The sequence below is a fragment of the Bilophila wadsworthia ATCC 49260 genome, assembly GCF_000701705.1.
Lineage (GTDB): Bacteria > Desulfobacterota > Desulfovibrionia > Desulfovibrionales > Desulfovibrionaceae > Bilophila > Bilophila wadsworthia.
In genome coordinates this window covers 1-22,185 of record NZ_JNJP01000050.1, presented here as the reverse complement: position 1 = coordinate 22,185, position 22,185 = coordinate 1, and the positions used below count along the sequence as shown (strand labels likewise).

General features: G+C 52.3%; 23 protein-coding genes and 3 pseudogenes. 20 read left to right on the top strand and 6 right to left on the bottom strand.

The window, feature by feature from the left end; all coding sequences use genetic code 11:
* A complete protein-coding gene (rdgC, locus tag T370_RS23755) occupies positions 1 to 894 on the top strand; it encodes a recombination-associated protein RdgC (protein ID WP_051643871.1) in 894 nt (297 codons plus the stop codon).
* Positions 895 to 1,030: 136 nt separating this feature from the next.
* Here the strand turns inward: rdgC and T370_RS0115010 are convergent, their stop codons facing one another.
* From T370_RS0115010 to T370_RS0115000, 3 genes are all read right to left on the bottom strand, one after another.
* Positions 1,031 to 2,050 (bottom strand): Rpn family recombination-promoting nuclease/putative transposase, encoded by a 1,020-nt coding sequence (locus T370_RS0115010; protein ID WP_051643870.1) that lies wholly within the window; start codon positions 2,048 to 2,050, stop codon positions 1,031 to 1,033.
* Between the two features lie 83 nt (positions 2,051 to 2,133).
* Positions 2,134 to 4,380 (bottom strand): DNA-primase RepB domain-containing protein, encoded by a 2,247-nt coding sequence (locus T370_RS23750; protein WP_029436198.1) that lies wholly within the window; start codon positions 4,378 to 4,380, stop codon positions 2,134 to 2,136.
* Complete coding sequence (locus T370_RS0115000; RefSeq protein ID WP_034506676.1) at positions 4,346 to 4,720, bottom strand: plasmid mobilization protein; 375 nt, start codon at positions 4,718 to 4,720, stop codon at positions 4,346 to 4,348. The genes T370_RS23750 and T370_RS0115000 overlap by 35 nt, the downstream gene beginning before the upstream one ends.
* Before the next feature lie 201 nt (positions 4,721 to 4,921).
* Here T370_RS0115000 and T370_RS25160 point away from each other — a divergent pair, with 201 nt between their 5' ends.
* The 5 genes and pseudogenes from T370_RS25160 to T370_RS24485 all read left to right on the top strand — a co-directional run.
* Positions 4,922 to 5,086, top strand: a complete 165-nt coding sequence (locus T370_RS25160) for a hypothetical protein (RefSeq protein ID WP_156034445.1) — start codon at positions 4,922 to 4,924, stop codon at positions 5,084 to 5,086.
* Between the two features lie 173 nt (positions 5,087 to 5,259).
* Entirely contained in the window at positions 5,260 to 5,613 is a 354-nt protein-coding gene (locus T370_RS25155) for a hypothetical protein (RefSeq protein ID WP_156034444.1), read from the top strand.
* A 23-nt stretch (positions 5,614 to 5,636) separates the two neighbouring features.
* Entirely contained in the window at positions 5,637 to 5,774 is a 138-nt protein-coding gene (locus T370_RS23740) for a hypothetical protein (protein ID WP_156034443.1), read from the top strand.
* 151 nt (positions 5,775 to 5,925) lie between these two features.
* Positions 5,926 to 7,037, top strand: a pseudogene (locus T370_RS26320) (IS3 family transposase).
* Positions 7,038 to 7,214: 177 nt separating this feature from the next.
* Positions 7,215 to 7,948: pseudogene (locus T370_RS24485) on the top strand (IS5 family transposase); the annotation flags it as partial.
* 206 nt (positions 7,949 to 8,154) lie between these two features.
* Here T370_RS24485 and T370_RS0114965 read toward each other — a convergent pair.
* Entirely contained in the window at positions 8,155 to 10,626 is a 2,472-nt protein-coding gene (locus tag T370_RS0114965) for a LuxR C-terminal-related transcriptional regulator (RefSeq protein WP_029436196.1), read from the bottom strand.
* A gap of 148 nt (positions 10,627 to 10,774) precedes the next feature.
* On the opposite strand from T370_RS0114965, the gene T370_RS0114960 reads away from it, so the two are divergent.
* From T370_RS0114960 to T370_RS0114925, 9 genes are all read left to right on the top strand, one after another.
* Entirely contained in the window at positions 10,775 to 11,983 is a 1,209-nt protein-coding gene (locus T370_RS0114960; RefSeq protein WP_029436195.1) for a mannan-binding lectin, read from the top strand.
* A gap of 4 nt (positions 11,984 to 11,987) precedes the next feature.
* Positions 11,988 to 12,293 carry a hypothetical protein gene (locus T370_RS0114955; protein ID WP_029436194.1) on the top strand — a complete coding sequence of 102 codons (306 nt, stop codon included), beginning with the start codon at positions 11,988 to 11,990 and terminating at the stop codon, positions 12,291 to 12,293.
* Positions 12,294 to 12,315: 22 nt separating this feature from the next.
* On the top strand, positions 12,316 to 12,699 hold the full coding sequence (locus T370_RS24480; RefSeq protein WP_081847574.1) for a hypothetical protein: 384 nt from the start codon (positions 12,316 to 12,318) through the stop codon (positions 12,697 to 12,699).
* Between the two features lie 51 nt (positions 12,700 to 12,750).
* Positions 12,751 to 13,299: a LemA family protein gene (locus T370_RS0114950; protein WP_029436193.1), complete on the top strand. Its 549-nt coding sequence runs from the start codon at positions 12,751 to 12,753 to the stop codon at positions 13,297 to 13,299.
* Between the two features lie 32 nt (positions 13,300 to 13,331).
* On the top strand, positions 13,332 to 13,865 hold the full coding sequence (locus T370_RS0114945; RefSeq protein WP_029436192.1) for a hypothetical protein: 534 nt from the start codon (positions 13,332 to 13,334) through the stop codon (positions 13,863 to 13,865).
* Positions 13,866 to 14,332: 467 nt separating this feature from the next.
* Entirely contained in the window at positions 14,333 to 14,794 is a 462-nt protein-coding gene (locus T370_RS24475; protein WP_162177145.1) for a C40 family peptidase, read from the top strand.
* Positions 14,795 to 14,840: 46 nt separating this feature from the next.
* On the top strand, positions 14,841 to 16,367 hold the full coding sequence (locus T370_RS0114935; protein WP_029436190.1) for a DUF3137 domain-containing protein: 1,527 nt from the start codon (positions 14,841 to 14,843) through the stop codon (positions 16,365 to 16,367).
* 35 nt (positions 16,368 to 16,402) lie between these two features.
* The gene (locus T370_RS0114930; protein ID WP_029436189.1) at positions 16,403 to 17,635 is read left to right on the top strand and encodes a hypothetical protein; all 1,233 of its coding nucleotides are present in this window, start codon (positions 16,403 to 16,405) and stop codon (positions 17,633 to 17,635) included.
* A gap of 56 nt (positions 17,636 to 17,691) precedes the next feature.
* Positions 17,692 to 18,438 (top strand): hypothetical protein, encoded by a 747-nt coding sequence (locus T370_RS0114925; RefSeq protein WP_029436188.1) that lies wholly within the window; start codon positions 17,692 to 17,694, stop codon positions 18,436 to 18,438.
* A gap of 95 nt (positions 18,439 to 18,533) precedes the next feature.
* On the opposite strand, the pseudogene T370_RS25140 reads toward T370_RS0114925, so the two are convergent.
* A pseudogene (locus T370_RS25140) lies at positions 18,534 to 18,728 on the bottom strand (transposase); the annotation flags it as partial.
* 1 nt (position 18,729) lies between these two features.
* Between T370_RS25140 and T370_RS26125 the strand changes: the two are divergent.
* From T370_RS26125 to T370_RS25725, 4 genes are all read left to right on the top strand, one after another.
* Positions 18,730 to 19,107 carry a capsular polysaccharide export protein, LipB/KpsS family gene (locus tag T370_RS26125; protein WP_268234076.1) on the top strand — a complete coding sequence of 126 codons (378 nt, stop codon included), beginning with the start codon at positions 18,730 to 18,732 and terminating at the stop codon, positions 19,105 to 19,107.
* Positions 19,101 to 19,730 carry a capsular polysaccharide export protein, LipB/KpsS family gene (locus T370_RS26120; protein WP_282705460.1) on the top strand — a complete coding sequence of 210 codons (630 nt, stop codon included), beginning with the start codon at positions 19,101 to 19,103 and terminating at the stop codon, positions 19,728 to 19,730. The genes T370_RS26125 and T370_RS26120 overlap by 7 nt, the downstream gene beginning before the upstream one ends.
* A gap of 506 nt (positions 19,731 to 20,236) precedes the next feature.
* Entirely contained in the window at positions 20,237 to 20,470 is a 234-nt protein-coding gene (locus T370_RS26315) for a helix-turn-helix transcriptional regulator (protein WP_081847572.1), read from the top strand.
* Positions 20,471 to 20,488: 18 nt separating this feature from the next.
* Entirely contained in the window at positions 20,489 to 20,797 is a 309-nt protein-coding gene (locus T370_RS25725) for a hypothetical protein (RefSeq protein ID WP_034506670.1), read from the top strand.
* 8 nt (positions 20,798 to 20,805) lie between these two features.
* Here T370_RS25725 and T370_RS0114905 read toward each other — a convergent pair whose 3' ends face one another.
* Positions 20,806 to 21,732 carry a tyrosine-type recombinase/integrase gene (locus T370_RS0114905; protein ID WP_211250528.1) on the bottom strand — a complete coding sequence of 309 codons (927 nt, stop codon included), beginning with the start codon at positions 21,730 to 21,732 and terminating at the stop codon, positions 20,806 to 20,808.
* A 114-nt stretch (positions 21,733 to 21,846) separates the two neighbouring features.
* Here T370_RS0114905 and T370_RS25720 point away from each other — a divergent pair.
* Positions 21,847 to 22,185: hypothetical protein (locus T370_RS25720; RefSeq protein WP_211250527.1), on the top strand; the 339-nt coding region annotated here is incomplete at its 3' end.

Sequence of the window (22,185 nt, the reverse complement as noted above, 5' to 3'; positions counted from 1 at the left end):
ATGTCAGGTTTCATGTCTTCAAGTACAGCCATAACCATCTGCAAAGCCGATTCCGCCGCCGGGCTTGCCCTGGACGCCTTGCGGGTACATGCCTTTACGCCCGACATTGATGCTGACGGCAGACGCCTCGGCTGGGTGGCGCTTGGCGATCCGCTGGATACGGACGGCTTTGAGCTGGCCGCCGTGGATGGTCGCTATTCCGGCTTTTCCTTCCGGCTGGATACCCGCAAGGCGTCCGGGGCCGTTATCCGGCTCCAGCTTGCCGAAGCCGTGCGGGAGGAACGGGTTTCCGGCAAAAAGGTCGGAAGCAAACGCAAAAAGGAGCTGAAGGAGGCCATCACCGCCAAACTGACCGCCAGGGCGGAATTTGTACCGTCTATCATTGACTGCATCTGGGATGCGGAAAAGAGACGCCTGCTTGTAGGCTCGGCTTCCGCCAAGGCGGTACAGCCGGTGCTTGACCTGTTCAAGACCACATTCGGCATTGATGCCGCGCCCATCACGCCTGCGGGCGACATGCCGAGACTCTTTGCCGCTATCCTGCGCGGGGAAGGCTACCCGTGCGAAGGCTACACCCTGCATCCGATGGGTTCCGCCAGTCTGGCCGCTTCCGAACAGGCGGAAGAAAAAGCCGCCGTCGCCGTGCAGAACAGCCTTAACGCCGTGGCTCAGGCGCTTGAGGAAGGTATGGCTATTCAGAAACTGCATCTGGTGGCTACTTCCGATGCCGATCCCGACCGGCAACTGGAGTTCACGCTGGATGCCGGTCTGGCTGTGTCTGGCCTGAAACTTCCCAAGGCGGAAAAAGGTACAGAAGATGATGCCACATTCCTCGTGAATGTCGATGCCTGCACCGCTGTGGCGGATATGGTCGAAACGCTGGCCTCGGCGTAGCGTACAGCGTTGTGTGAGCTTATGGAGCGGCAGGTCGGAGCTGTGTCTCTGTCTGTCGCTCTTTTCGATTACCCCCAAAAAAATGCCGCTTGCCTCATAAAGAAACAAGCGGCAGTATATTTTACTGAATATACAATTACATCAACTTGTCGTCATCTTTTTTGATCTGGTCAATAAACGCCTGCAACGACTCCGCATGGTATGCGGAAAGCGTCAGTTTCCGCAGGGCGTTTGAGTCAGATGAACTCGCAATATAGGAAGTCACGGATTGGGGGAGCGTTCCAAAACGGGCCTCCAGCAAGTCCCGCAAGGCCAGTCCTATTCCCTTGACCTCACCTCTGGCCTCACCTCTGGCCTCGCCAATTATTACCCCTTGCCGAATGTATTCATCTTTCCACTGAGCGGCACGTTCTTCCAACATGGCGTCAACCTCCCGCAAGTCTTGAAATTCGGGAATTTCTTCTGTTATTCCAGAGCGTTTAAGGACAACACGAGCCAACCATATTGTAAACGCTCGACGCAAAACCAAGTATTCAGGCCCATGAAGTCGGCTTATCAACTCCTTGACTATCTGCCGAACCTGTTCCGGTTCCTGCGCTCGTTCCAGTCTCAGGAGCTGCGCGACCAGGCCCTTGCTTTTGTCCAGTTCATCTCCTGACACTCGACTTTCGTCCAACAAAAAATGCCGGTGCTGGGGACGATAAAATTTCAGGCTCTCCGGCATGGGAGCGAACAATGCCGCCACCTCCTGCGGAGCTTTCCATGCCTTGCCTCCATTGTATATAACAATGGGAAACACCGGCGGCAAGCCCTCATTTTCGCGGATATTTCCAGTTTTGACGAGATCAAGCAGCAACAGTGCCGTGTAGGACAGCATTCTCAACGCCATCCAGTGGTCGGGCGTGCTCTGGAACTCCACGAGCAAAGCCACATAACACCATGAACCTTTTTTCCAGCCGACACGCCAGACAATATCGTCATGGCGTTCCCGCAGGTCGTCCGTCACATAACTGCCCGGACAGCGTTCAAGCGTAGAAAAATCAAGGTCCGCAATGAAATCAGCGGGAACAAAATCCCGTAACAGCGATTCCACCATTTCAGGATTGCTGAAAAACTGCTTGTACGCAGAATCATGTGGTATTCGTTCTTTTCCCATATGAATATCCTATCTGAGTAATGCCCGATGAGCAAGATGCTAACCATACTTTTTCCCTGTTATTTCCTCATACTATGTTTCACCTATTTCATTCGTATACGCTGCTCCTTTTCTTCTGTGCGTTCAATCTTCCTCCACAGTTCCCGATACCGCTCATTTCGCTCAAGGTCTCTGTCCCCTGCCGGGCCGAAAGCGTAATCCGCCGTTCTTTCGGCGTACCGCTGCCAGTTGCGCCCGGTCTGCGTTTCCCGGATGGTCGGGGCACAGGTGCGGATGGTTTCTTCCACGTTTTCACGGCTGTGACCGTTGGAGCGCAGCCGCAGGGCGATCATCGCGTCCACGCGGGAGTAATCCTCAATGGTCAGATGCCTGCGAATATTCTCCAGATGGGCATAATAGGCCGAGGCCGGGTCGCCGGGCCAAAAGTCCGGCATCGGGAACGTCCGGCGCTCGGCCTTTCGTTTCTCGGTCTCCTCCGCGTACTCATGGTCAATCCTTCTGGCCAGAGCCAGCGCCTTGCCGCACTCCCGACGCTCCGCAAATAACAGCTTCACCTGGGGATAGCCCCCGTCTTCCCGCCGATGCTTCGGCTTGCGGTTTTCAAAACCCGGCGCACGGTGAGGATGGATGCAGCCGCACAGCTTTTTGTCGCCATACTCCCGGTTCAGGCGTTCCGTAATGCGGTTGCCCACATCCCGGTCAAATTCCGTACCCTGCCGGGGGATGGTCAGCAGGCATTGGTAATTGCCCGGCGAGCTTTCCAGCACCACGGCAGGCCGGAAGCCGTCTTCCTGGAGCTTTTTCAGGCTGTCACGGGTCATGTCGTCAATGAGAATATGATGCCGGTCATCCGATAGTGGCGTGTAGTAGATATTTTCACCCCGTTTCTGGAAGCGCAGCATCTCCGGTATGTGAGCCTCCAGTTCGTCCGGGGAAAACCCTCTGGTCATGCCGCCTTTTTTGTCCAGGATGAAGGTCTTTTTGCCGCCGTCCTCTTCCATCTTTATGCAGGTAACGCGGTAGCGTTCCGCATTCACCGCATCCGCATACTTTCTGAAATCCGCAAGTTCCCGCATGGGTTCCGCTCCCTTTTCCCGTCTTTCGGCAGGGGGCGGGGCATTCCTTTTTACCTCCCGTGCCGCCCGATACCGCCAGCAATTTGCCTCCTTTTCCATGCCTCGTGACCGCAGCCAGTTCTCAAAACGCGGCTTGCCTCCACGCACTTTTTTCCGGCCTGACCGCAGGGAAAGCCGTTCCGCTCTCTGCTGCGCCATCAGGCAATGCCGGGCGATATTCAGAACCGGCAAACCATATTTCGCCAGGTGGGAAAGCGCCTTTTTCCTCTCGAACCTGTGCCGTTCCTTCATCCGGGAAAGCTCGGCATTACCTGCTGTTCCTGCCCTTTTCGGGCCTCCGGCGAACTCTTCCTGATACATTTTCCATGCTTCCAGATTGACGGAGCTTACCGGCTCCGGGGCAATCTTTCCCAAGGCATCCGGGTACGTTCCTTCCTCAAACTCCCCCAGCCTTTTGCACAACTTTCCCATGCTGAACGCACGGTCTACGGAGGATGCCTTCACGGCCTTTTCCCCCACAAAAATGATGGCCCCGGAGCCTTTCTTCTCGAAACGCAAACCGACTTCCGCCAGTTTTTCGTGCAGCTCTGCCCACGATTGCGCGTCTTTTATGATGGAATGCCCGCGCTCCTGCGCGATGCGCTGGGCGGATTTTTCGCCGGTGGCATGTTCAAAATCCAGCGCGGCCTGCTTCGGTTTTATTTCGCGGGCCGTCCTTCTTCGCGCCAGCTCGCCATTTTCCAGTACCGCATACATGGAGTTTTCTTCACTGGCCCATCCCTGCCTGCCTTCAATATGGGCCACGAGCTTATGCGCCTCCTGAATGTCCAGTCCATTGAAAGGAAGCACGACTTTTCCCGTTTCCGGGTTCGTCCTGTTGACCGCGACATGCAGGTGATAATTGTCCGTGTCATAATGCACCCCATACACGGTCTGATGTCCGGTCAGCCCCATTTTTTCCAGAAACATGTCCACCACTTCCTCCACCTGTTCCCTGGTGGGCTGTTCCCCTTCCTGCCAGGAAAACATCCAGTGCTGCACCGGCATGTCGCTGTGAACCGACTCCCTTGCCAGAGCAATCATTTCCACCTTTTGACCGGTATGTGTTGCTGAAAGAAAACCTCTTCCGTCCGCGTATTCGATTTTCTCACGCGGATTTCTGTTATGGGGGAACCGGATGTAATCCACGAGGTCGCCTATCTGCCACGCCTTGGGCTTTTCAGCCTTCGTATTCCTGATTTTCTTGACAATCATGATGACACCGCAGCGAGATTTTCTGGATGGCCCAGACCAGATTCCGCAGGGCGTCCTCCTGCCGTTCCAGAATATCCGGGGGAGCTTTCGCCTGCCGAAGCGTCTCGAAATTGTGCTTGAGCAGGCCGCCTATCCGCCTCAGTTCCGCAACGGTACTCAGGTCTGCATGAGCCACCAGCGGCCTGCCTCCGAAAAAACGTCGCCGCATGTATTCCGACAGGGACAGTCCGGCGATTTCCGCCTGCTCCATGAGGCGCGTTTTTTCTCTTTCGGTGACGCGGATCGTCACCCATTTCCGGGCGGCGCTCCGGCCGCCGTCTTCGGTCTTTCCGTCTTTCATGTCTTTTGCCTTTGGACTGCGAGAAGCGAAGCGCCGAGCATTCCGGGAGTCCAGAGGGCGTCAGCCTTCTGGCAGGATGGGGTTGTGGTGTAGCACAACCCCCATCCTGCCACGAAGAACCCGCCTCGTGCAGTGGCCAAATTGTATATATGGAAAAATTTCTTGTATGCTGGTGGCACTCTTCCCCAAGGAGAAAATGCTATGGCCCAGAACGCGACAATCCGTCCTCAACAGATAGAACGGGCAAGAAAACTGCTTCAGGATTTGCCGGAGAAAGAAGACAGAAAAACACGCCCGGAGGCGGCGGAACTGCTGGAGAAGGATTTCAGAAAGCGAAGGAGAAAGGCTACAATTCCAGAGAACTGAGCCAGATGCTCAAGAACGAGGGTATCATCATTCCCGCGTATCTCATAAAATGATTTTTTGCGGAAAACGGGAATGCTTCCACCCCCCTGAAAAAGGAGACGACACCTGTAGAAAAACAAATCTCGGAAAAGCATCTTTTATTGTCCCCGATACTTCAGACGAGGATCTGTAACATGAACATGCCCATATTTTATGTTGAAGGAAACAAAGAAGGAAATAGACTTGGATATTTCAGACGGTGGATAGAGCTGGTCAATGCGACTGACGAATTTCCCGGCCATTGTCTGGTGATAAATTCCGCAGCCCGGAGCAATACCGGTATTGCCAAATATGGCTCGACACTGCGTGAAACTCTGGCGGAGCTGAATCGAAATTTTGTTACATTCTGGGTCATCAATCGGCAACGGGATTCCGTCGAATTGCTGCGCGGTTTCCTGAACGTCTTTCCCGATGCACTGATTCATGTCTGTCGGAATCTGTACTTCGGAAGTCCGTGTATAACCTCGAACGCAAAGGCCGGACGCTAAATTTTTCCGATCTGGGGGACAGTGTGGCCGACAAACTGTATTCCGGCAGAATGCGCATCAAAAAGGCTCTGGAGGAACTGCCCATCGGAGCTCACACTGAACAGCGCCGCTGGAAAAATGCCTGTGCGAAAATGTTCCGCACAGATCTCAATGAGGTGTAGTCATGGATAAGGAATCCACTGCCATTCTGGAAAAACTGCTGGAGCGGAAACTCGACAACGAAAAAAAAGAACGCCTGCAACGGATACAGTGCCCCCTCCCTAAAAAACTGGTCCATTGAAAAGTTAGTGTTCCCGGCATAGGAGCACAGCTATGAAACGGAGCCGATTCAGCGAAGAGCAGATCATTGGGATATTGCGGCAGGCCGAAGCCGGCATGCGCGTGGTGGACTTGTGCCGTCAGCACGGTATTTCCGAGCCACCTTTTACAAGCGGCGGTCAAAAATGGCGGCATGGACGTTTCTGACGCGAGGCGGCTGCGCCAGCCGGAGAAGGAGAACGCTCGGCTGAAGAAGATGGTGGCCGACCAGGCACTGGACATCTCCATCCTCAAGGAGGTCCTCTCAAAAAACTTCTGAGGCCCGCGTCATGCCAGGAAGCGGTGTTGCAGTATGTCCAAAGGCATATACCGCCACCCAGCGGCTGGCCTGCGCGACCCTCGGCGTCAATCGCAGCACAGTTCGGCATCCTCACCCACCGGATCGGGATGACGACGCATGCGGGAACTGGCAGAGGAGCGGCGGCGCTTCGGCGTCGTGCGGCTGCATGTCTTGTTACGGCGTGAAGGGTTGTGGTGAATCACAAACGGACGGAAAGGATCTACCGTGAGGAAGGTCTCTCCTTGCGCTTGCGTGCCGCAAAGAAACGTCCCTGGTCGCTGCGGTCCTGGCTGCCCACGCCCTGCGGCTCGGACAAACAATGGGGCATGGATTTTGTCAGCGACAGCCTGGGGTCGGGACGGCGTATCCGTATCCTGACCATCCTTGACCTCTGGGACAGGTCAACGCCGGCCCTGGAAGTGGACGTATCGCCTTCCGGTCAACGGGTGGCGCAGGTGCGGAACGCCTTCGCCTGCAAGGGCGCATGCCGCGCAGGCTTCGGACGGACAACGGCCCGGAGTTCATCGGTCGGGCATTGAACGAATGGGTGCAAAAACATGGAGTGTGCCTGGAGTACAGCCGCCCAGGGAAGCCGACGGATAACGGTTTCGTGGAAAGTTTCAATGGCAGGCTGCGGGATGAGTGTCTCAATCAGCATATTTTCGTTTCCCTGGCCGAAGCCCGGAGCATCTTCGAGAAATGGCGGCTGGACTATAACTGCCACCGTCCACACGGCGCGCTGGACTGGCAGAGTCCGGAGGCATACCAGGCAGCCCATCAACCCTCAACACGGACAGGAACCACTAACTTATCTCTGGTACCGTGAAGGGGGAGGGTCAACAGGATACTCTGCGCATCGGCCCGAATGACGCACTCTGGGCCATCATCGCGGCTATGGAATATCCGCGCATTTATTATGAAATCCGCGCCGTCACATCTAGGTTCAGGACTCATTAATCATCAAAAGGAAAAAAGGTCTTATCATTGGCATAGGGAAGACACAATGAAAGAACTTTTTTATCTTTTCCATGAGCAACTCGTCCGTATCAAACGCTACTTTCCTCGTTCCCATGGCGTTCAAAGGGTCGAGGACAGACGTATCGTCATCGGATTATCTATGTCATCAAGCACGGCCTGCAATGGAAAGATGCCCCACGTGAGTATGGGCCATACAAAACTCCCTACAATCGCTTTATCCTCTGGAGCCGATTGAGCGTCTTTAACAAGATTTTTGCGGAGCTTGTTGAGCAAAATGACTCTACAAGCATGCTTGATGATTGACGCCACCCATCTCAAGGCCCACAGGACAGCAGCGAGTCTGCTGAAAAAATGGGCCTGTCCCGATGTATCGGACGCACAAAGGGCGGCTTGAATTCAAAACTCCATGCCGTTTGCAATGCCTCCGGTCAACCGATAGCGTTCCATCTGACCGGCGGTCAGATGAGTGATTACAAGGGCCCCCCTGTCTTGCTTCTCTGCCATAGGCCAAGGAACTCTTGGCGGATAGAGGCTATGATGCCGACTAGTTGCGAATGCCTTTCCAGTAAAGGAATCACGCCGTGTATTCCGGGCAGATATAGTCGGAAAGCTCCGGTGGCCTATGACAAAGAGCTTTATAAATAGCGGCACAAAATAAAAATCATGTTTGGCAGACTCAAGGATTGGCGCAGAATTGACACGCATTATGACCGCTGTTCCCACGCATTCTTTTCCGCCATTTGCATCGCTGTCATTGTCACCCAAACTAGAACGAAAAGGTCGGACAGCTTAATTAATCGGACAGGCAAAACCTCAAAACGGAGAGAACTGTCAGATCAAGTCTAAATTATTACACTTTTAGTTACACGGTTGGTAAGCCTCCTTTCGAGGGGCTATATCAACACCACCTCTGGTGGTATCTGATTTTTCGATTGTAGTATCAAGATACCTTTTGCCAAAACAACTCAAAAAGTACGAATACTCTTCAATTCCGCTTTGCTGTTGATATTCAGTTTGCGGTATATATTTTTTAATATAGTGTTTACAGTGTGTATACTGATACAGAGTCGCGCCGAGATTTCTTTTGCGCTCAGCCGCTCTCGGGCCAAGACAAATACCTCACGTTCCCGCAGTGTCAACAGTGAAGCTCCCTCCTGCTCTTTCCTCAGGCGTACTACTCCTCGTTCACGGCGGGAACAGACGGCCCGCAATTCCGCAACCTGTTGCGGCATGAGGGCAAAAAGCGGCTTGAGGTCGGAAGCCAAGCGGGCAAACGGAAGATATATCCCGTCCGGCAGGGCAAGCTGCAAAGCCTCTTCCATATGGGAGGCAGCGTCCGACATGGCACCTTCCCTCGCTTCGACTATGGCCAGATACAAGGCATGGTACAGTCGAGGAAGGATATAGTTCATTGCGCGAGCCTGCTGCATAATCAGATCCTCGCACCTGCGCAATTCCGCGTGGCGTCCCTCCAGCAGGAGATAGTGCTCATACAGAATCAGGGCATAGGGAATGCTGTGGGTGTAAACTACCCGTTGTATTCCCGCAATATCGCGCAACCATTGAGGAATATTCTCAGTCTGTCCCAGACTGAGGTCCAGGGTCGCCTGACATAGTTCCCCTAAACGCAGCACGGAACGTTGCCCTGATTCTTTCATATTGCGGACAATGCTTTCACGGGTCATTCCATAGGTTTCAACGTCTCCGCGCAGAATCGCGACTTCGGCCAGGAGAAGATCCGCGCTGAGAATGACTCCGTATTGCCCCTCCTTGCGTGCCCGGTATGCAGCCTTGTAAGCCATGAGTTCCGCTGCCTCGTCATCACCGGAGGCAAGAGCCGCCTCCGCGCGGAAAATGTGTTCCGCTCCAGCACCGTGTCCGGAAGCCAGCTCAGAATACACTGGCAAGTAGGTGTCCATAAGATCCGTCAGATGGCTCAGACTGCCCAGGCTATTCCAGTACAGGCAAAGAACAGAGACCGTACCGAAGGGCATGGTGCCCCGGAAAACCTCGGAACGGGGAATGTCCGAAACAGCCCGCAGATGATGCAGGGCCTTGCGGTGGAACTCCCCCATTCTGGCGATGTCGTTATATTCGGTGAAGGACATGAGCATGGCATATTCACCGCAGGCTTTCTCCCATTCAATTCCATGCATTCCTTTGTTCGCCTCAAGCAGATTACTGAGAACTTCCGTGGCATGCCTAAAATAGGCATGAGCCCCTCTCCGAAAAAAATTATACGCCATGAGTACGAGAAAAACCGGGTGAGCCTGTAGAATTTCCCGTGGGCATCTGTCCATTAAGCTCTCGAACAGGGCTGTGATGTCCCGTTCTTGATTATTATAGACATACTGGGTGGATATGGGGAGGGCCAAAATTGCCTGGTAGTCTTCCACCTTCATGAAGAAGAGAGCTGCCTGCAACAGGTCGTCTATATCAAGACTGGCAAGGGCGGCCTTGCGGTACGCTGCTTTTTTGAACTCTGCGGACTGCATGGAAAAGCGTTCCAGCAGATAATCTCGCAGGATGCTGTGCATGATATAGGCCTGTCTATCCGCTGCGTAGCGAATGAAGAAATCAAGAGAAAGCAGCTCCGCGACAGTATCTGGCAACGCCATGCCGTCACTCATGATGGCGGCCTGATGGCTGTTGAAGGACTCCAGCAGGGAGAGTGCCATTATGAGGTTCCGTTCTTCGGGTGAAAGTCGATTCCATATGGCAGTTTCCACCAGAGGACGAATGCCTCTGAAATCGACAAAATCTCCGGTGTGCCTGTAGTTTTGCAGCTGCAGACGGATGGCGGCTACCCAGCCCCTTGAGGTTGTCTGGAGCAACTCTATTTGTTTCTGCGAGATGTCTATGCCCGTCAGACTGCAATATTCAATAATGCACTGATTATCGAAAAAGAGATCACGCGGCGTGATGCCGAGATATGGCTGAACATGAAAGGTCGCTCCTTTTCCTTCATCCTTGAGGGGCTGTGTCACAAGAATGATATGTATGTTCTCATTCCGACAGGCGGAAAAAGCGGCGATGCAGCGCTTTCGCACCGGACTATCGAAGAGCTGGTAATTGTCGATGACCACAAACGTGGGTTCTGCGCAGGTATAGCCGGAAATGAGAAAAGCTATATCAGCCAGATTCTCCAGAGAGGGTTCACCAAGTTCCAACAGCTCATCCGTTATGCTGTCCTCCGACCCGCCGAAAAGTGCGCAGATACCCGCCCATGTCCTGCCCGCTGATTCGCCGAAACAGGTGTACCAGCGCACATCGGCCATTTTTTGTTCCCGTGCCAGATATTCGCGCAACGCCGTGGTCTTGCCGAAGCCGGATGGTGCCTCAATGACCGTCAGGCCATATGTGGGAATATCCGCCAGGGTTTCCCAAAGGTGTCGAGAGAAGTAGTAACAGTTGTTCTTTTGCGGATTGCACCCCATGGGATTTCCCTCGCCTGCTCCTGATTATCCTGCTTGCTCCCCTGTATATACCTAATTTCTGGTGATAGCTACTTTGTTCTGTTTGGGGTAGTCAGATATTTTAAATTATCATGACCCTATAATGGTAGAATTGCAGGGAGAGACTGGTATGAAACGGTTTACGTCATTCGGATGCCTGATGATGTTTTTTCTCCTTCTGACGCCTCTTCCGGCCAGGGCGGAGATGACTGTAACTATCGTCAATGGTTCGTCACTGGAAATCAATTATCTGTATCTGGATAGTGGTGAAGGCGGTATGGGTTCATCGATGAGTCTTGTCCCCGGCAACAGAATCAATATGAATGACGGCAATGCTTCTATCCTCAAGGGGCTTACGGTATTTGCCGGAACCAAGCGCTATGTCTTTGAGTCAATGAGTCTTCCCGGCCCGAAGCAGGTCCTGCGTTTTGTCCTGCACGATGACGGTGTACCGGCGCTTTTCCCTGAGGGAGAGTCCCAGTCGTCTGCCCAGGGAGAGAGCTTTGATGTTGAAACTGGTCCCATCTGGGACAACGATGATGCTCAGGAACGCTGTCCTGAAGTGCTGGCAGCCTGGATGGAAGCCAATCCCGGCAAGGAGGCCGAATGGACAGGCAACTGGACGACGACTGTTGAAGGGGAGACGAGTGTTTGCAATCTTCGGCTCAGAAATGCTTCTTCCAAGGTTTCGGCGTTATCTTCCGGAAGTATCACCGGAAAATCAATCCCGCTGATCCCCGAAGGAACGGTACCCGTTGACCTGGCACAGGTGCTTGCCGCCCACACTATGGCGGATCTACGCCCGATGAACATCACTGAAGCATCCTATCCATTCGCGGGTGAATTCTTCCTGCCTGTAAACTTTGCGGAGACAACCTGGCTGGCCAGGATTATTCCTGAAAACAGTGGAGAATTTTTCGGCAAAAACGTGGATGAATGCCCCATCAGCAGCATCGTGTTTCATACGGCCATTGACGATGAAGGTCTCAAGAACATCATTCTCGCTTTGTCCTCCGTAGGATACCGCCCCTGGTTCGCTTATGTGAAGAACGGGGAAAAGATGAATATTACCGATGCAATACATTTCTGGGATAATGCGGATACGCCCACTCAGTCCGATGCCGAGGAAACGATGGCCGAGAGTTGCGTTACTGTTTTCAGCGAGACCGATCCCATCATCCTGGAAGGTATTTATATTTCTGCGAAATGCTGGGACGAGGCCGTCAAGGGGGAAAACCCGGTCGCCCCTGTCATGCGTCTGCATGTTACCTCCAATAAGAACCTTTCCCTGGTCTGGATGGCCGATGGTTCCACGCTTATTGAGGCAAGCCGCGAATAGAATCATGCGTAGGGGAGTAGCGATTGTAGCGACGATAGTAGCCTGTGCCGTACTGTTCTGGGTCATGGGAGTCCTGCTGCTGACACGGCAAACCTGCCAGCTGCTGATTCTCATGTCCGGAGTAGGTATCGGGGCCATCTGTATGGCTTTCCACGCCCGGAAAAGAGACAGCCGAGTTCTTCTTGTCATTGCTCTTGCAGGCTTGGCGCTGGCTGTGGGGCTTGGCTTCATGGCCCTAGTGGACATGCTCGAACCGGAAATCCTCTCCTTCCGGATCATGCCGGAATATTCGCCAAAGACTCTCTCATAAGCCACATGTAGGTGAGGAAGGTATGAAACATTATTTTTTCTTCTGGAATGTCCGTCTATGCACACTTCTGCTCTGTTTTGGTCCTTGTTGCGGACAGGTGTTTGCCGAGAATGCTGGTGAAGTTCGGCCCGGCAAATGCGCGATTACGTCCGGTGGACATACATACAGGCCTTCAGGTTGTCTAATCAGGAAGGGAACAGATGAGGGGCTCGGCTGGCATATTATCGAGAAAAAGGACGGCAGCCCTTTGCTGGATGAAATACTTACCGTTTCCATAGTCGAAACTGGCCCCGGGACTGCCGAGGTAAGCGGACTGACGCAAGGCGGCATCAATTCCCGCTGGGGGGAGGCCAAGCGCGACGGAACCTGCTGGTCAGGAGAAGACTTCCGTATCTGTATCGAATAGGATGATCGATTTTGCGCACAACGCAGAGCAGGAAAAAACTCGGGAGGATACATGAACATCTGGCTTTTGGGGGCGCTGGCAATCGTGGTGGCAGCGGTTCTGTGGTACATCATGACCATGAATCGCTTCGCCAGACTTCTGGTGAAAATCAGGGAAGCCGATTCCGGTATTGAAGTGGCTCTAACCAAGCGTTTCGATACCCTGACCAAGATGCTGGAGGTGACTAGGGCTTATGCTAGGCATGAGGCCGACACTCTGGGGAACATAGTAAAAATGCGCCAGGGGATGAACATGACACAGCGGTCTGAAGCCAACAGTCAGATGGATGTCCTGCGTGGAAAAATCAACGTGCTGGCCGAAGCCTACCCGGAACTGCGTTCCAGCGACAATTTTCGCGCATTGCAGACCTCCATTACAGACGTCGAAGAAGACCTGCAGGCCGTGCGGCGTATTTATAATATGAATGTCTCGCAATTCAATCAGATGCTGGTGACTTGGCCAGACAGTATTGTGGGGCATATACATGGACATAAAAAGCAGGATTTCTTTAAGGCAGAGAAAGATAAAAAACAGGATGTGGCAATACATTTTTCCCTGTAACCTTTAACATATTTCCCGATAAGGAGTGGAAGATGAAACACACACTGAAGAAGCTGTATACATATTTTTCTATAATACTCTTGACTGCATTCTGTACTTTTTCCTTCGCTCAGGATGCCTTTTCCGCGCCAAAATGGATCAAAGTCACCTACAGTAAGCCTACACTTCAAGTTATCGGAAAAGATAAAAATAATTCAGGCTACCTAGCTTTAAAAGTTTCTGTGACCCACAAAAACAACAGTAAAAAGGGCGAAGTAATTAAGGCTATTTTTGATAAAACCCTTCAGGTTTCATATACATTAGGACCAGGCCGGTATACTTCCTTGTCTAACACCGTCAATGTCACCTCAAGAGTTAAATCAAATAAGGTTAATAAAGTCGAGATATACCCTGGTCAGAAATTCACCCTTTACTATTTAGTTCCCATTGATAAAAAAGGAAGTATTGGTAAAAGCTGGAGTTCTTTAAACGATCAGATTATTTCTGATTACAAGGCAGGGAGAGTGAACGATATTTTTAAAAATAGAAAATATGCTTACGAATTCCAGGTAAAAAAGGGCAAATAGATTTCATGGAGTTAGGCAGTAGAATGCCATAACGGCTCTTCCTCTCTCAAGAGTTTTTATTGATGAGCGGCCTTTGGCGAAGGATGTATTTTTGATGTACATACATCAAATTGCACAGCAGCATATACGTTGTATGCGTGTCTTGGTGCTGGCTGTAGCGCTGTTTTTTCTACTGCCCGTGAAATGGAGTTTTTGCTCCCCAAATGACATTTCAGTACATTTCAAGGAATTTGTGGTCAGAGATGGCAGATGGGGAGCAAAATTCTCGCTGAAGAACAACACCAGAGATCATGTGGTAACACACATCGACTACCGCGGCGAATATAGGAAAGATGGCAAGAAGAAAACCTTCACGAGAAAACGCGAGGGGAAACTGAAGCTGAATAAACCGCTGCTGCCAGGGAAATCCTTTACACTCACAGTTCTTTTGTCCGCTCCTGCGACATCCCATATTGAGAATATCACTCTTGCCGTTACTGATTACAGGTATAGAAATAAAGCCCAAAAAAAGTACCTCTCTGGGAGATCATCTCGGCAAACAACTCGCTGCAACAGTGCAGGATTATCTGGGAAGCCAATATGTCTGGGGTGGTACAAGTCCTGCAGGCTTCGATTGCAGCGGCTTGGTGCAGTATGTCTGCAAGAAACATGGCATTACCATCCCCCGCACCAGCGCAGAACAGGCCAAAAGTGGAATATTTGTTGCCAAAGAACATGTTCGCCCCGGAGATCTGGTATTTTTCGGCCGAAAATCTTCAGGTCCGGTGGATCATGTAGGCATATATATCGGTAATGATATCTATGTTCATGCTCCAAACCCGGACTATACCGTCATGAAGACACGCCTCAGCGACAACTCCTTTACCATGGATGGCACTCGTTATGTTTTTCGGGGGAAATATGTGACGGCACGGCGGGTGACTCCCTGACGCCGTATTCGTTTTATTCCAAACCGGCACACGTTGCTCAATCGATATGTCTGACGTTATTTTTATTGTCATTGCCCTTCTTTTCGAGTTTGTCGGCCCTGTTCTGCTTGCGGGTCTGCTGATCTGGGGAATCTGGAAATTCATACGGATCCGCCGTCTCCGCAGGAGTCTCAAGGCCGCAAAGAGCGATGCCGCGGCCCTGCAGATGGAATATACCCGCATCGGAGCCGGCGCTGTTACCTTTCTTGGCTGGGCGTCGTTCCCTGTGGTCATGGCCGCGGCCATGAGTATGGGAATGGAGATGGGAGTGTCCCTGATCTTAGCGAGCCTGTGCTGCAGCGTAATCCTGTATGGCTCACAGCGTCTGAAAGGCCGCTACAACCAGGATTTCAAGGAAAAAGTTGTCCGGGCGGAACTGGAAAAAGTCTTTGACGATCTTTCGTTCCAGCCTGAGGGCGGCCTGAATACCGATGTTCTGGGTTCCCTCGGCCTGTTCCCTTCCGGCAGCATACATTGCAATGACCTGATCACAGCCAAGTATCACGGTCTTGACTTTTCCCAGTGTGATATCCGCATTCAGGAGAACAGCGAGGTCGTCACCACCACGGAAGACGGTCACGAAGAGCGCCATACCGTCCAGACAGACGTGTTTCAGGGCAGGGTCATGCGTTTTGCCGTCGCCTCATCGGTCAAGGGCCCTGTGCAGGTGATACGGCGCGACTTCAGCGTTGCCTGCGTACTTTCGAATCCGGGCCAGTGGCAGCAGGTGGAAACGGAACTCGCGGCCTTTGGGGAGCGCTTTGAGGTCTTCGCACACGATCCGCGGGACGCTATGCGTGTCATGACGGCACAGATGATCGAGGGGATGTATTATCTCGATCGAAAGCTCAATGTTCCCTTGGCGTTCCATTTTGAAAACGGGGAGATGTTTGTCTTCATAGCCCTGCGCCGCGACGCATTTGATGTCTCCGGTAAAAAAACACTGCTGGAAGAGCGGAAACTGCTGGAAGAAGATATCAGCCTGATCACGGGATTTCTGGACACCATGTACTTCAAGAAAGACAGGAGGCACATGGATGGCGAAGGGAACGAGGAGAAGGCGCGAGAAACGGCAGCATTGGAAGCGGCATCTGCCGGCAGTGCCGGATTTCCCCTGCCCGGCAGACTTTCTCGCCTGGGAGTTGGGCTGCAAAGGCCCATGCGGCTGCTTTGCCACCTCGTTTTCTGGCTTCCCGCCGCCGTGTGGGGAATTTCTGTGATTGCAGCATTCCTGCGCCTGCCGGACGGCATCGCTCTTTCCTTCAGCATCACGAACGGGACAACAGAATTAACGGACTCCTGCAACACATTCGCATATATTGTAGTGGGGGCCTTTTTTGTTCTGCCGTCGGCCTTTTTTGTGGGGAGCGTTATGGCCAGGGCCTTAAATGTGTTCTTGCTGGGCGGAGGGAGCGGCATCAACAGCGGCAGCCGCATTCTCCAGATGCTCAAGTCTCTCGTTCAGGCCCTGTTCGTCGGTATTCCCCTGTGGCTACACCTTTTAATCATCAACATCAATCTGGACGCGCTCTAGGGACGATTCCGCCGGAGGCTACCAAGGAGAATGTCATGCACGCACTTCACCCGAGAAATCTTTTTGCGCTGGTTTGTCTTCTGCTGCTGACAGCATCGGCGGCAGCCGCCACCCCGGCAAATCACGATGCCCTCATGACCGACGGCGAATACCGGAAAGCCTTTGAGGCCTATTCCACAACAGATCAGGAAGCCGGGAAACGTCTTGACGCCCAAGATTTTGCCGCCGTCCAGAAAGTTGTGCAGGCAGAAATGGCGGAATGGGCCGAGATGGAAATATCCGCTGGCTCATCGGAAACCGAAGCATGGAGCAATGCCTATGCGACGGGACGCGACAGCCTGAACAGCGAACTGATGTGGGACTGGCTGCGCCGTCACCCTGAAGGCGTTCAGGGATTTTACCGGATGCAGAGCAAGACCTTTGACGGCTGGATGACCGTGCGGAAGGAAAAAAATGCGGATATGTACGCAGTGCATATTGTTGCCAGCCAAAAGAGCACTCCTTTCAACAGCGGTGAGCTGGATGGCGTGGGCAGGCTCAAGGACAACAGCATGCAGGTTGCGGATCAGTCCGATGAAAAGAATCCTGTCCAGATTGCCTTTCATGGAGAGACGGCAACCATCGTCGAACCCGAGGCTTTCAAAAAAAGCGGAGCCTTGGGCTCCGGTGTCAGCTTTGACGGTGACTTCATACGTGAAAAGAAATTCGAGGAAAAAAACTTTTCTACGGAAGAGAGGAAACGTATGAGCGTATTTCTGTCTTATTTCACCGAAATCGGTATGATGAATTTCACGGCTGAAGATGTGCTCAATACAGATACCCCCTATGAAATGATTCGATTCGGCATTTGGCATAATTTCATGAACGACGATAGCCACATTCAACCTTGTGCCGCGTATGGATGTCCGTGGGGTTCTCTGACCATAGACTGCGCTTACGTCAAAGACAGCCTTCAGCATTATTTTGGCTATAACCTCAGGCAATGTCTCTCTGCAACACATCCGGATTCGAGTTCTCCCTATGACAAGTATCAGTTCGATGGCACGCGGTATCATTTTGAAGGGGCTGCCGGTGAGGCTGTCTACTATACGCGGGTCAACGAGGCCAGGCAACGCACGGATGGGTTGATTGAGATGAAAGGCATAGTCTACAACGCGGACGACAAAAAGGACATTCTAGGCAACGTTACCGCACTGGCCAAACCTCATACCTGGAAAGGAAAGAACACTTTGGTTATTGTGAGCCTGAAAACACAATTCAAAGAGTAGCTTTGTATCTGTTTCGGAACAAGGCCAACCTGTGCAACCTGATAAAGGAGTAGACAATGCCTAAAGCCATACCTTTTCTCTTTCTTGTCCTCTCGTCTTTTTGTCTATGCCCGTTCGCTTTCGCTCTGCCGCAGCAGCATGAGGCATGGTATCAAGATAATGATGCCTACCGCACAATGTATGACCGTTACGAGATCGGGCTTCAGAGAGCCTATGACGCATTACCCGAAGAATCATACAAAATATTGGAGAAAGAAAATGATGCGGCCATTGACGAAAGTGTGAAGCATGCCGAACCTGCAGGGAAAAACGCCGCCTTGGCCTGTGCTCAGGCTTTGGCGGAACGCATCTTGATTATGGAAGAAATGGTGAGCAATGCGGACTCGGAACGGGTTGCGGGCACGCCCAATCCTCTTGAGGGATTCTACCGCCTGATCGGGCGTCAGGGGGATGATGGCTATCTGACCATTAGCCGGGACGGAAACGGCTGCTACTGCCTGGAAATTGCCGTATGGCAGACAGACACGCCGCAAAGTTTCGGGTGGAGCCAGGCTCAAGCAGCTACAGTAAGCGATAGTTTCAGCACTACGGCGGTGTATCATCCGCAAGCTGCCAAAGAAAGCAACGCTAGGGACATCCAACTGCATTTCACCATCAAAAGCGGCCAGGCTACGGTCACTACCACAAAAGTATTCAAAAAAGGGGGATACGTCTGGTTTAGCCGAGGAGAAAAATTCGTTGCAAAAAATATTATCCTGGATGGAACCTATCGGCGTATGCCCTACAGCCAAACTGGCAAGTAACAATGGATGCGAAAAATAACCTCGAAATGGCCGCCTGGAAAATCTTTGTCCCTGTTTTTGACGTAGAGCCGTAAAATTTGTGGGGCAGAGCGTGGTTCCGTTCGGGCCTCGGGAATAATTGCTGTATAGACTCTCCCGTTTCTCTTCAACAGACCCAAAACAGCTATTTTTCCGGCAGATCTCCGCCCCCGTTTACCTTTTCTTACTCCTCCAAAGTAACTTTCATCAGCTTCTATCTCACCGAACAGGCGATAACTGGGGAGATGAGAAGCAATAAGACGGCGCAAGCGTATGGATGAGGAACAGGTGACGGACCTCCATGTCTTCGGAGACTGGCGGCCCCTGCACCGGGAAGCCGTCCTGCTGGCTAGAGTCCGGGGCATCCGGGTCTGGGCCTATGAGGAAGGTTATCTGCGCCCGGACTACATCACAATGGAGCAAGGCGGTGTAAACGGCCTTTCCTCCCTGCCGAACACCAGAGAAGGCATGGCGGAACTTGCCGCCCACTGTCCGGACGTTCCCGAAGCCCGGAAAGGCGGCAATCCGCAAACCGTCAAGACATGGCGGGCCATCGCCCATTATGCGGGAACCATCTTTCTCTGGGTTTTTAAACCCACCGTCCGCAGAGCGCCAGCCGCGAGGTCTGGGGCTGGTTTCTGCGCGTGCTGAGCCGTTCCGTCCGGCGGAAGCTTTCCGCTCAGGCCCTTCGGGCCGCGTCCCGCGCCCATGCGTCGTACTTTCTCTTTCCCCTCCAGTTTGACGCCGATTCCCAGGTACGCCGCTATTCACCCTACAGCGGCATGAAGGAAGCCATTGCCTGTGTGCTGACTTCCTTTGCTCGAAGCGCCCCGGCGGATACCCATCTCATTATCCGCAATCACTCGCTGGATAACGGCCTGATCGACTATGCGGGCTTCATTGCTTCCTTTGCTGCGGCCTGCGGCATCAGTGACCGGGTGCACTTCATTGAGGGCGGCAAGGCACACCAGATGATGGACAAAAGCCTCGGCGTGGTGGTGCTGAATTCCACTATAGGGATTTCGGCTCTTCGTCAGGCCAAGCCGGTCTACTGCGTGGGAACGTCCATCTACGCCAAGCCCGGCCTCGCGGTGACCAGCGCGGAAATGCCGCTGGACGCCTTCTGGAGCCATCCGCGTGGACCGGAAACGGCTGCGATTGCGGATTTCGAGCGTGTGCTCAAGACTCATGCCCTGGTCAACGGGAATTTCTATACCCGGGAGGGCATCAGCACGGCCATTGACGGGATTCTGCAAAGGCTGGGAAGGCATTAGGGGAAACACCTGTCACGCCCGTGGGGAAGACTCATAGAGAAAAAGCACCCCGATTCCTGCTACGAACAGAAATCGGGACTGACGCGGCACGTTACGCGCCCCGCACGGTTGCCATGGTCTTTTTTTTCACAGCCCTGGCCCATTGCTACAAATGGGCCAGGGCATTCTGTTATCTGGTGTTCGATACCAGCAACATTAACCATACATCTTATTGATTTCTTTTTCTATTTTTTGCAAAACTTGAAAAGTATATAAATTGGCCACTGCCCGGCCTGATTTCTCCATGCTACACAAGATTCAATCCCTTTGAGTCTGTTTTAGCCATTAGCGAGGAGAAGTTATGTTGGAGCTCTTGACCAGGAAAGAACAAGATGTCGTCAATCTGCTGATGAAAGGTATAACTCCAAAAAAAAATTGCCCGTGAACTACGTACATCGCGTAGGCTCATACATCTGCATCTTTCCCGTATCCGCAAAAAATTTTCCGTACACACAACGATAGAGATTATGCGTTGTATCGGGGAGATGATGGATTGTTCCAAGCACAGCATAAAACTTACACCTCGCGGAGCGGAAGTCTTTCGACTGTCCCTCGACGGATTCAGCACCACAAGAATCGCCCGATGTCTGAAAATCACTCGAAGCGGCGTCCGACGCCACAGAGAAAAAATGCTCATGGTAAACGGATGTAATTCCATATTGGAATTGGTTGCAAAGTATTACGGGACATACGCAGAGTAATATTCTCAAGGAGTTTTCATGGAAACTGACGGACGTACCATCATCATTTCCACGCCGGAAGAACTGTTTCCCCTTATCACGGAAGCCGTGCGACTCGCCGGTTATGAGAATGCCCGAAATACTTCTGACTGCCCGAACCAGAAGTTGCTTGCTCCCAAAGATGTGGAAAGAGAGTTCGGCATCCGCCAGAAGACTCTCGCTTACTGGCGTCAGGAATGTATCGGCCCGGCATATACGAGTTTCGGCAGGCGCGTTTTCTATGAACGCTCCGTATTGGAAGAATACATCGCCTCCGGACGCATCCAAACCTTGGACACAATCAAATGATGGATTTATCAGGCAAGCATATCCCCGATAATCGAGAGCTTTTCGCTTTCCTGGCCGGGGAACAAATGGGCATACCGCATGGTCATGGTGATGTTCTTATGGCGCATGAGCTTTTGCAGTTCCATGAGTGTGACCTTGCCGGACTGTGCCAGCCAGGATGCGAACGTATGCCGCATGGTATGCAATGTGACCATATACAGACTGTCGCAGTTTTCTGGCTCCAGACCGAGTTTTCTGACGGCGGTTTTGAAGCACGCGGGAGTTTTAGTGAAGGCCGTCTTCTTGCGGGGCTGCTGGAAGATGGGTTCCGCAGGTTTGCGCTTATACGCCTGGAGCATCCGGATCATGTCCTCAGGTACTCGGACGAAAACACGCTTGCCGCCTTTCTGAATGATATAAAGACCGCAGGCGTTAGCATCCACGTCCTGTCCACGCAGCTTGAAAATTTCCGTGGGCCGGAGGCCGGTTCGCAGGGAGAGCAGAGCCATGTCATGCAACTGGGGATGACGCTTTTCAAGGTCGTCCAGAAGGGCCTTGGCTTCCTCTCTGGTCAGGAAACGCAACCTTTCATTGTTGGCCGTCACCATTTTCCATGTACCGCCCTTGGTGGACAGCGGGTTGACTCCGCTCCACATACTCGTGGCGATAGCATGGTTTATGGCAGATCGCATGAACGAAAAGATATTGTTCACGGTCTGCCCGGCCAGCGTTTTCCGTTTCCCTGTTCTGGCTTTGGACTTGCCTGTGCTCTTTTTGGCCTTCGTATTCCCGGTAGGTGTCTTCAGAAGCTGAGCTTTGAGGGTGGAAAGAAGATTGGGCGTCAGTTCGACCACAGGCAGGGAGTGAATTTTATCCTTGAGATGCGCCTGATATTGACTATAGTGCTGGCTGACGGACTTTCCTTCGCTTTTGCCCCATTCAAGGTAGGCGTCCACCAGGTCTCCGATGGCGACTTTTTCCCGTTCGACGGGGGTGACGCCAGTGACGGCAATCTCCGCAAGGAATTTTGCGCGCTCTTTTTGAACCAGGGCCGGACGGATGCCCTTGCTGTGTCTGCCGACAGTTTTCCAGTGGCCTTTGCCCTGGGTGTCCGTGAAACAGAAACAGTAGATACGATCCAGCAGACCAGTTCGTGGATCACGCTTGGCGGACTGGCGGTAGTAAACGCCCTCGAACTTTGTTTTTATGTATTTTCTGCTGGTTACGTCGCTCATGAAGAGATAATAACGACGAATTACTCAAATTGGAAGATGATTATCCGTTCCTTATCCAAAAGATATTTTTCTGAAATTTTTTTAAGTAATAACATATTTGATTTACTTATTATTTTAGTATCAATACTGGCAATATATATGAGAGAGAGAGAGAGAGAGAGAGAGAGAGAGAGA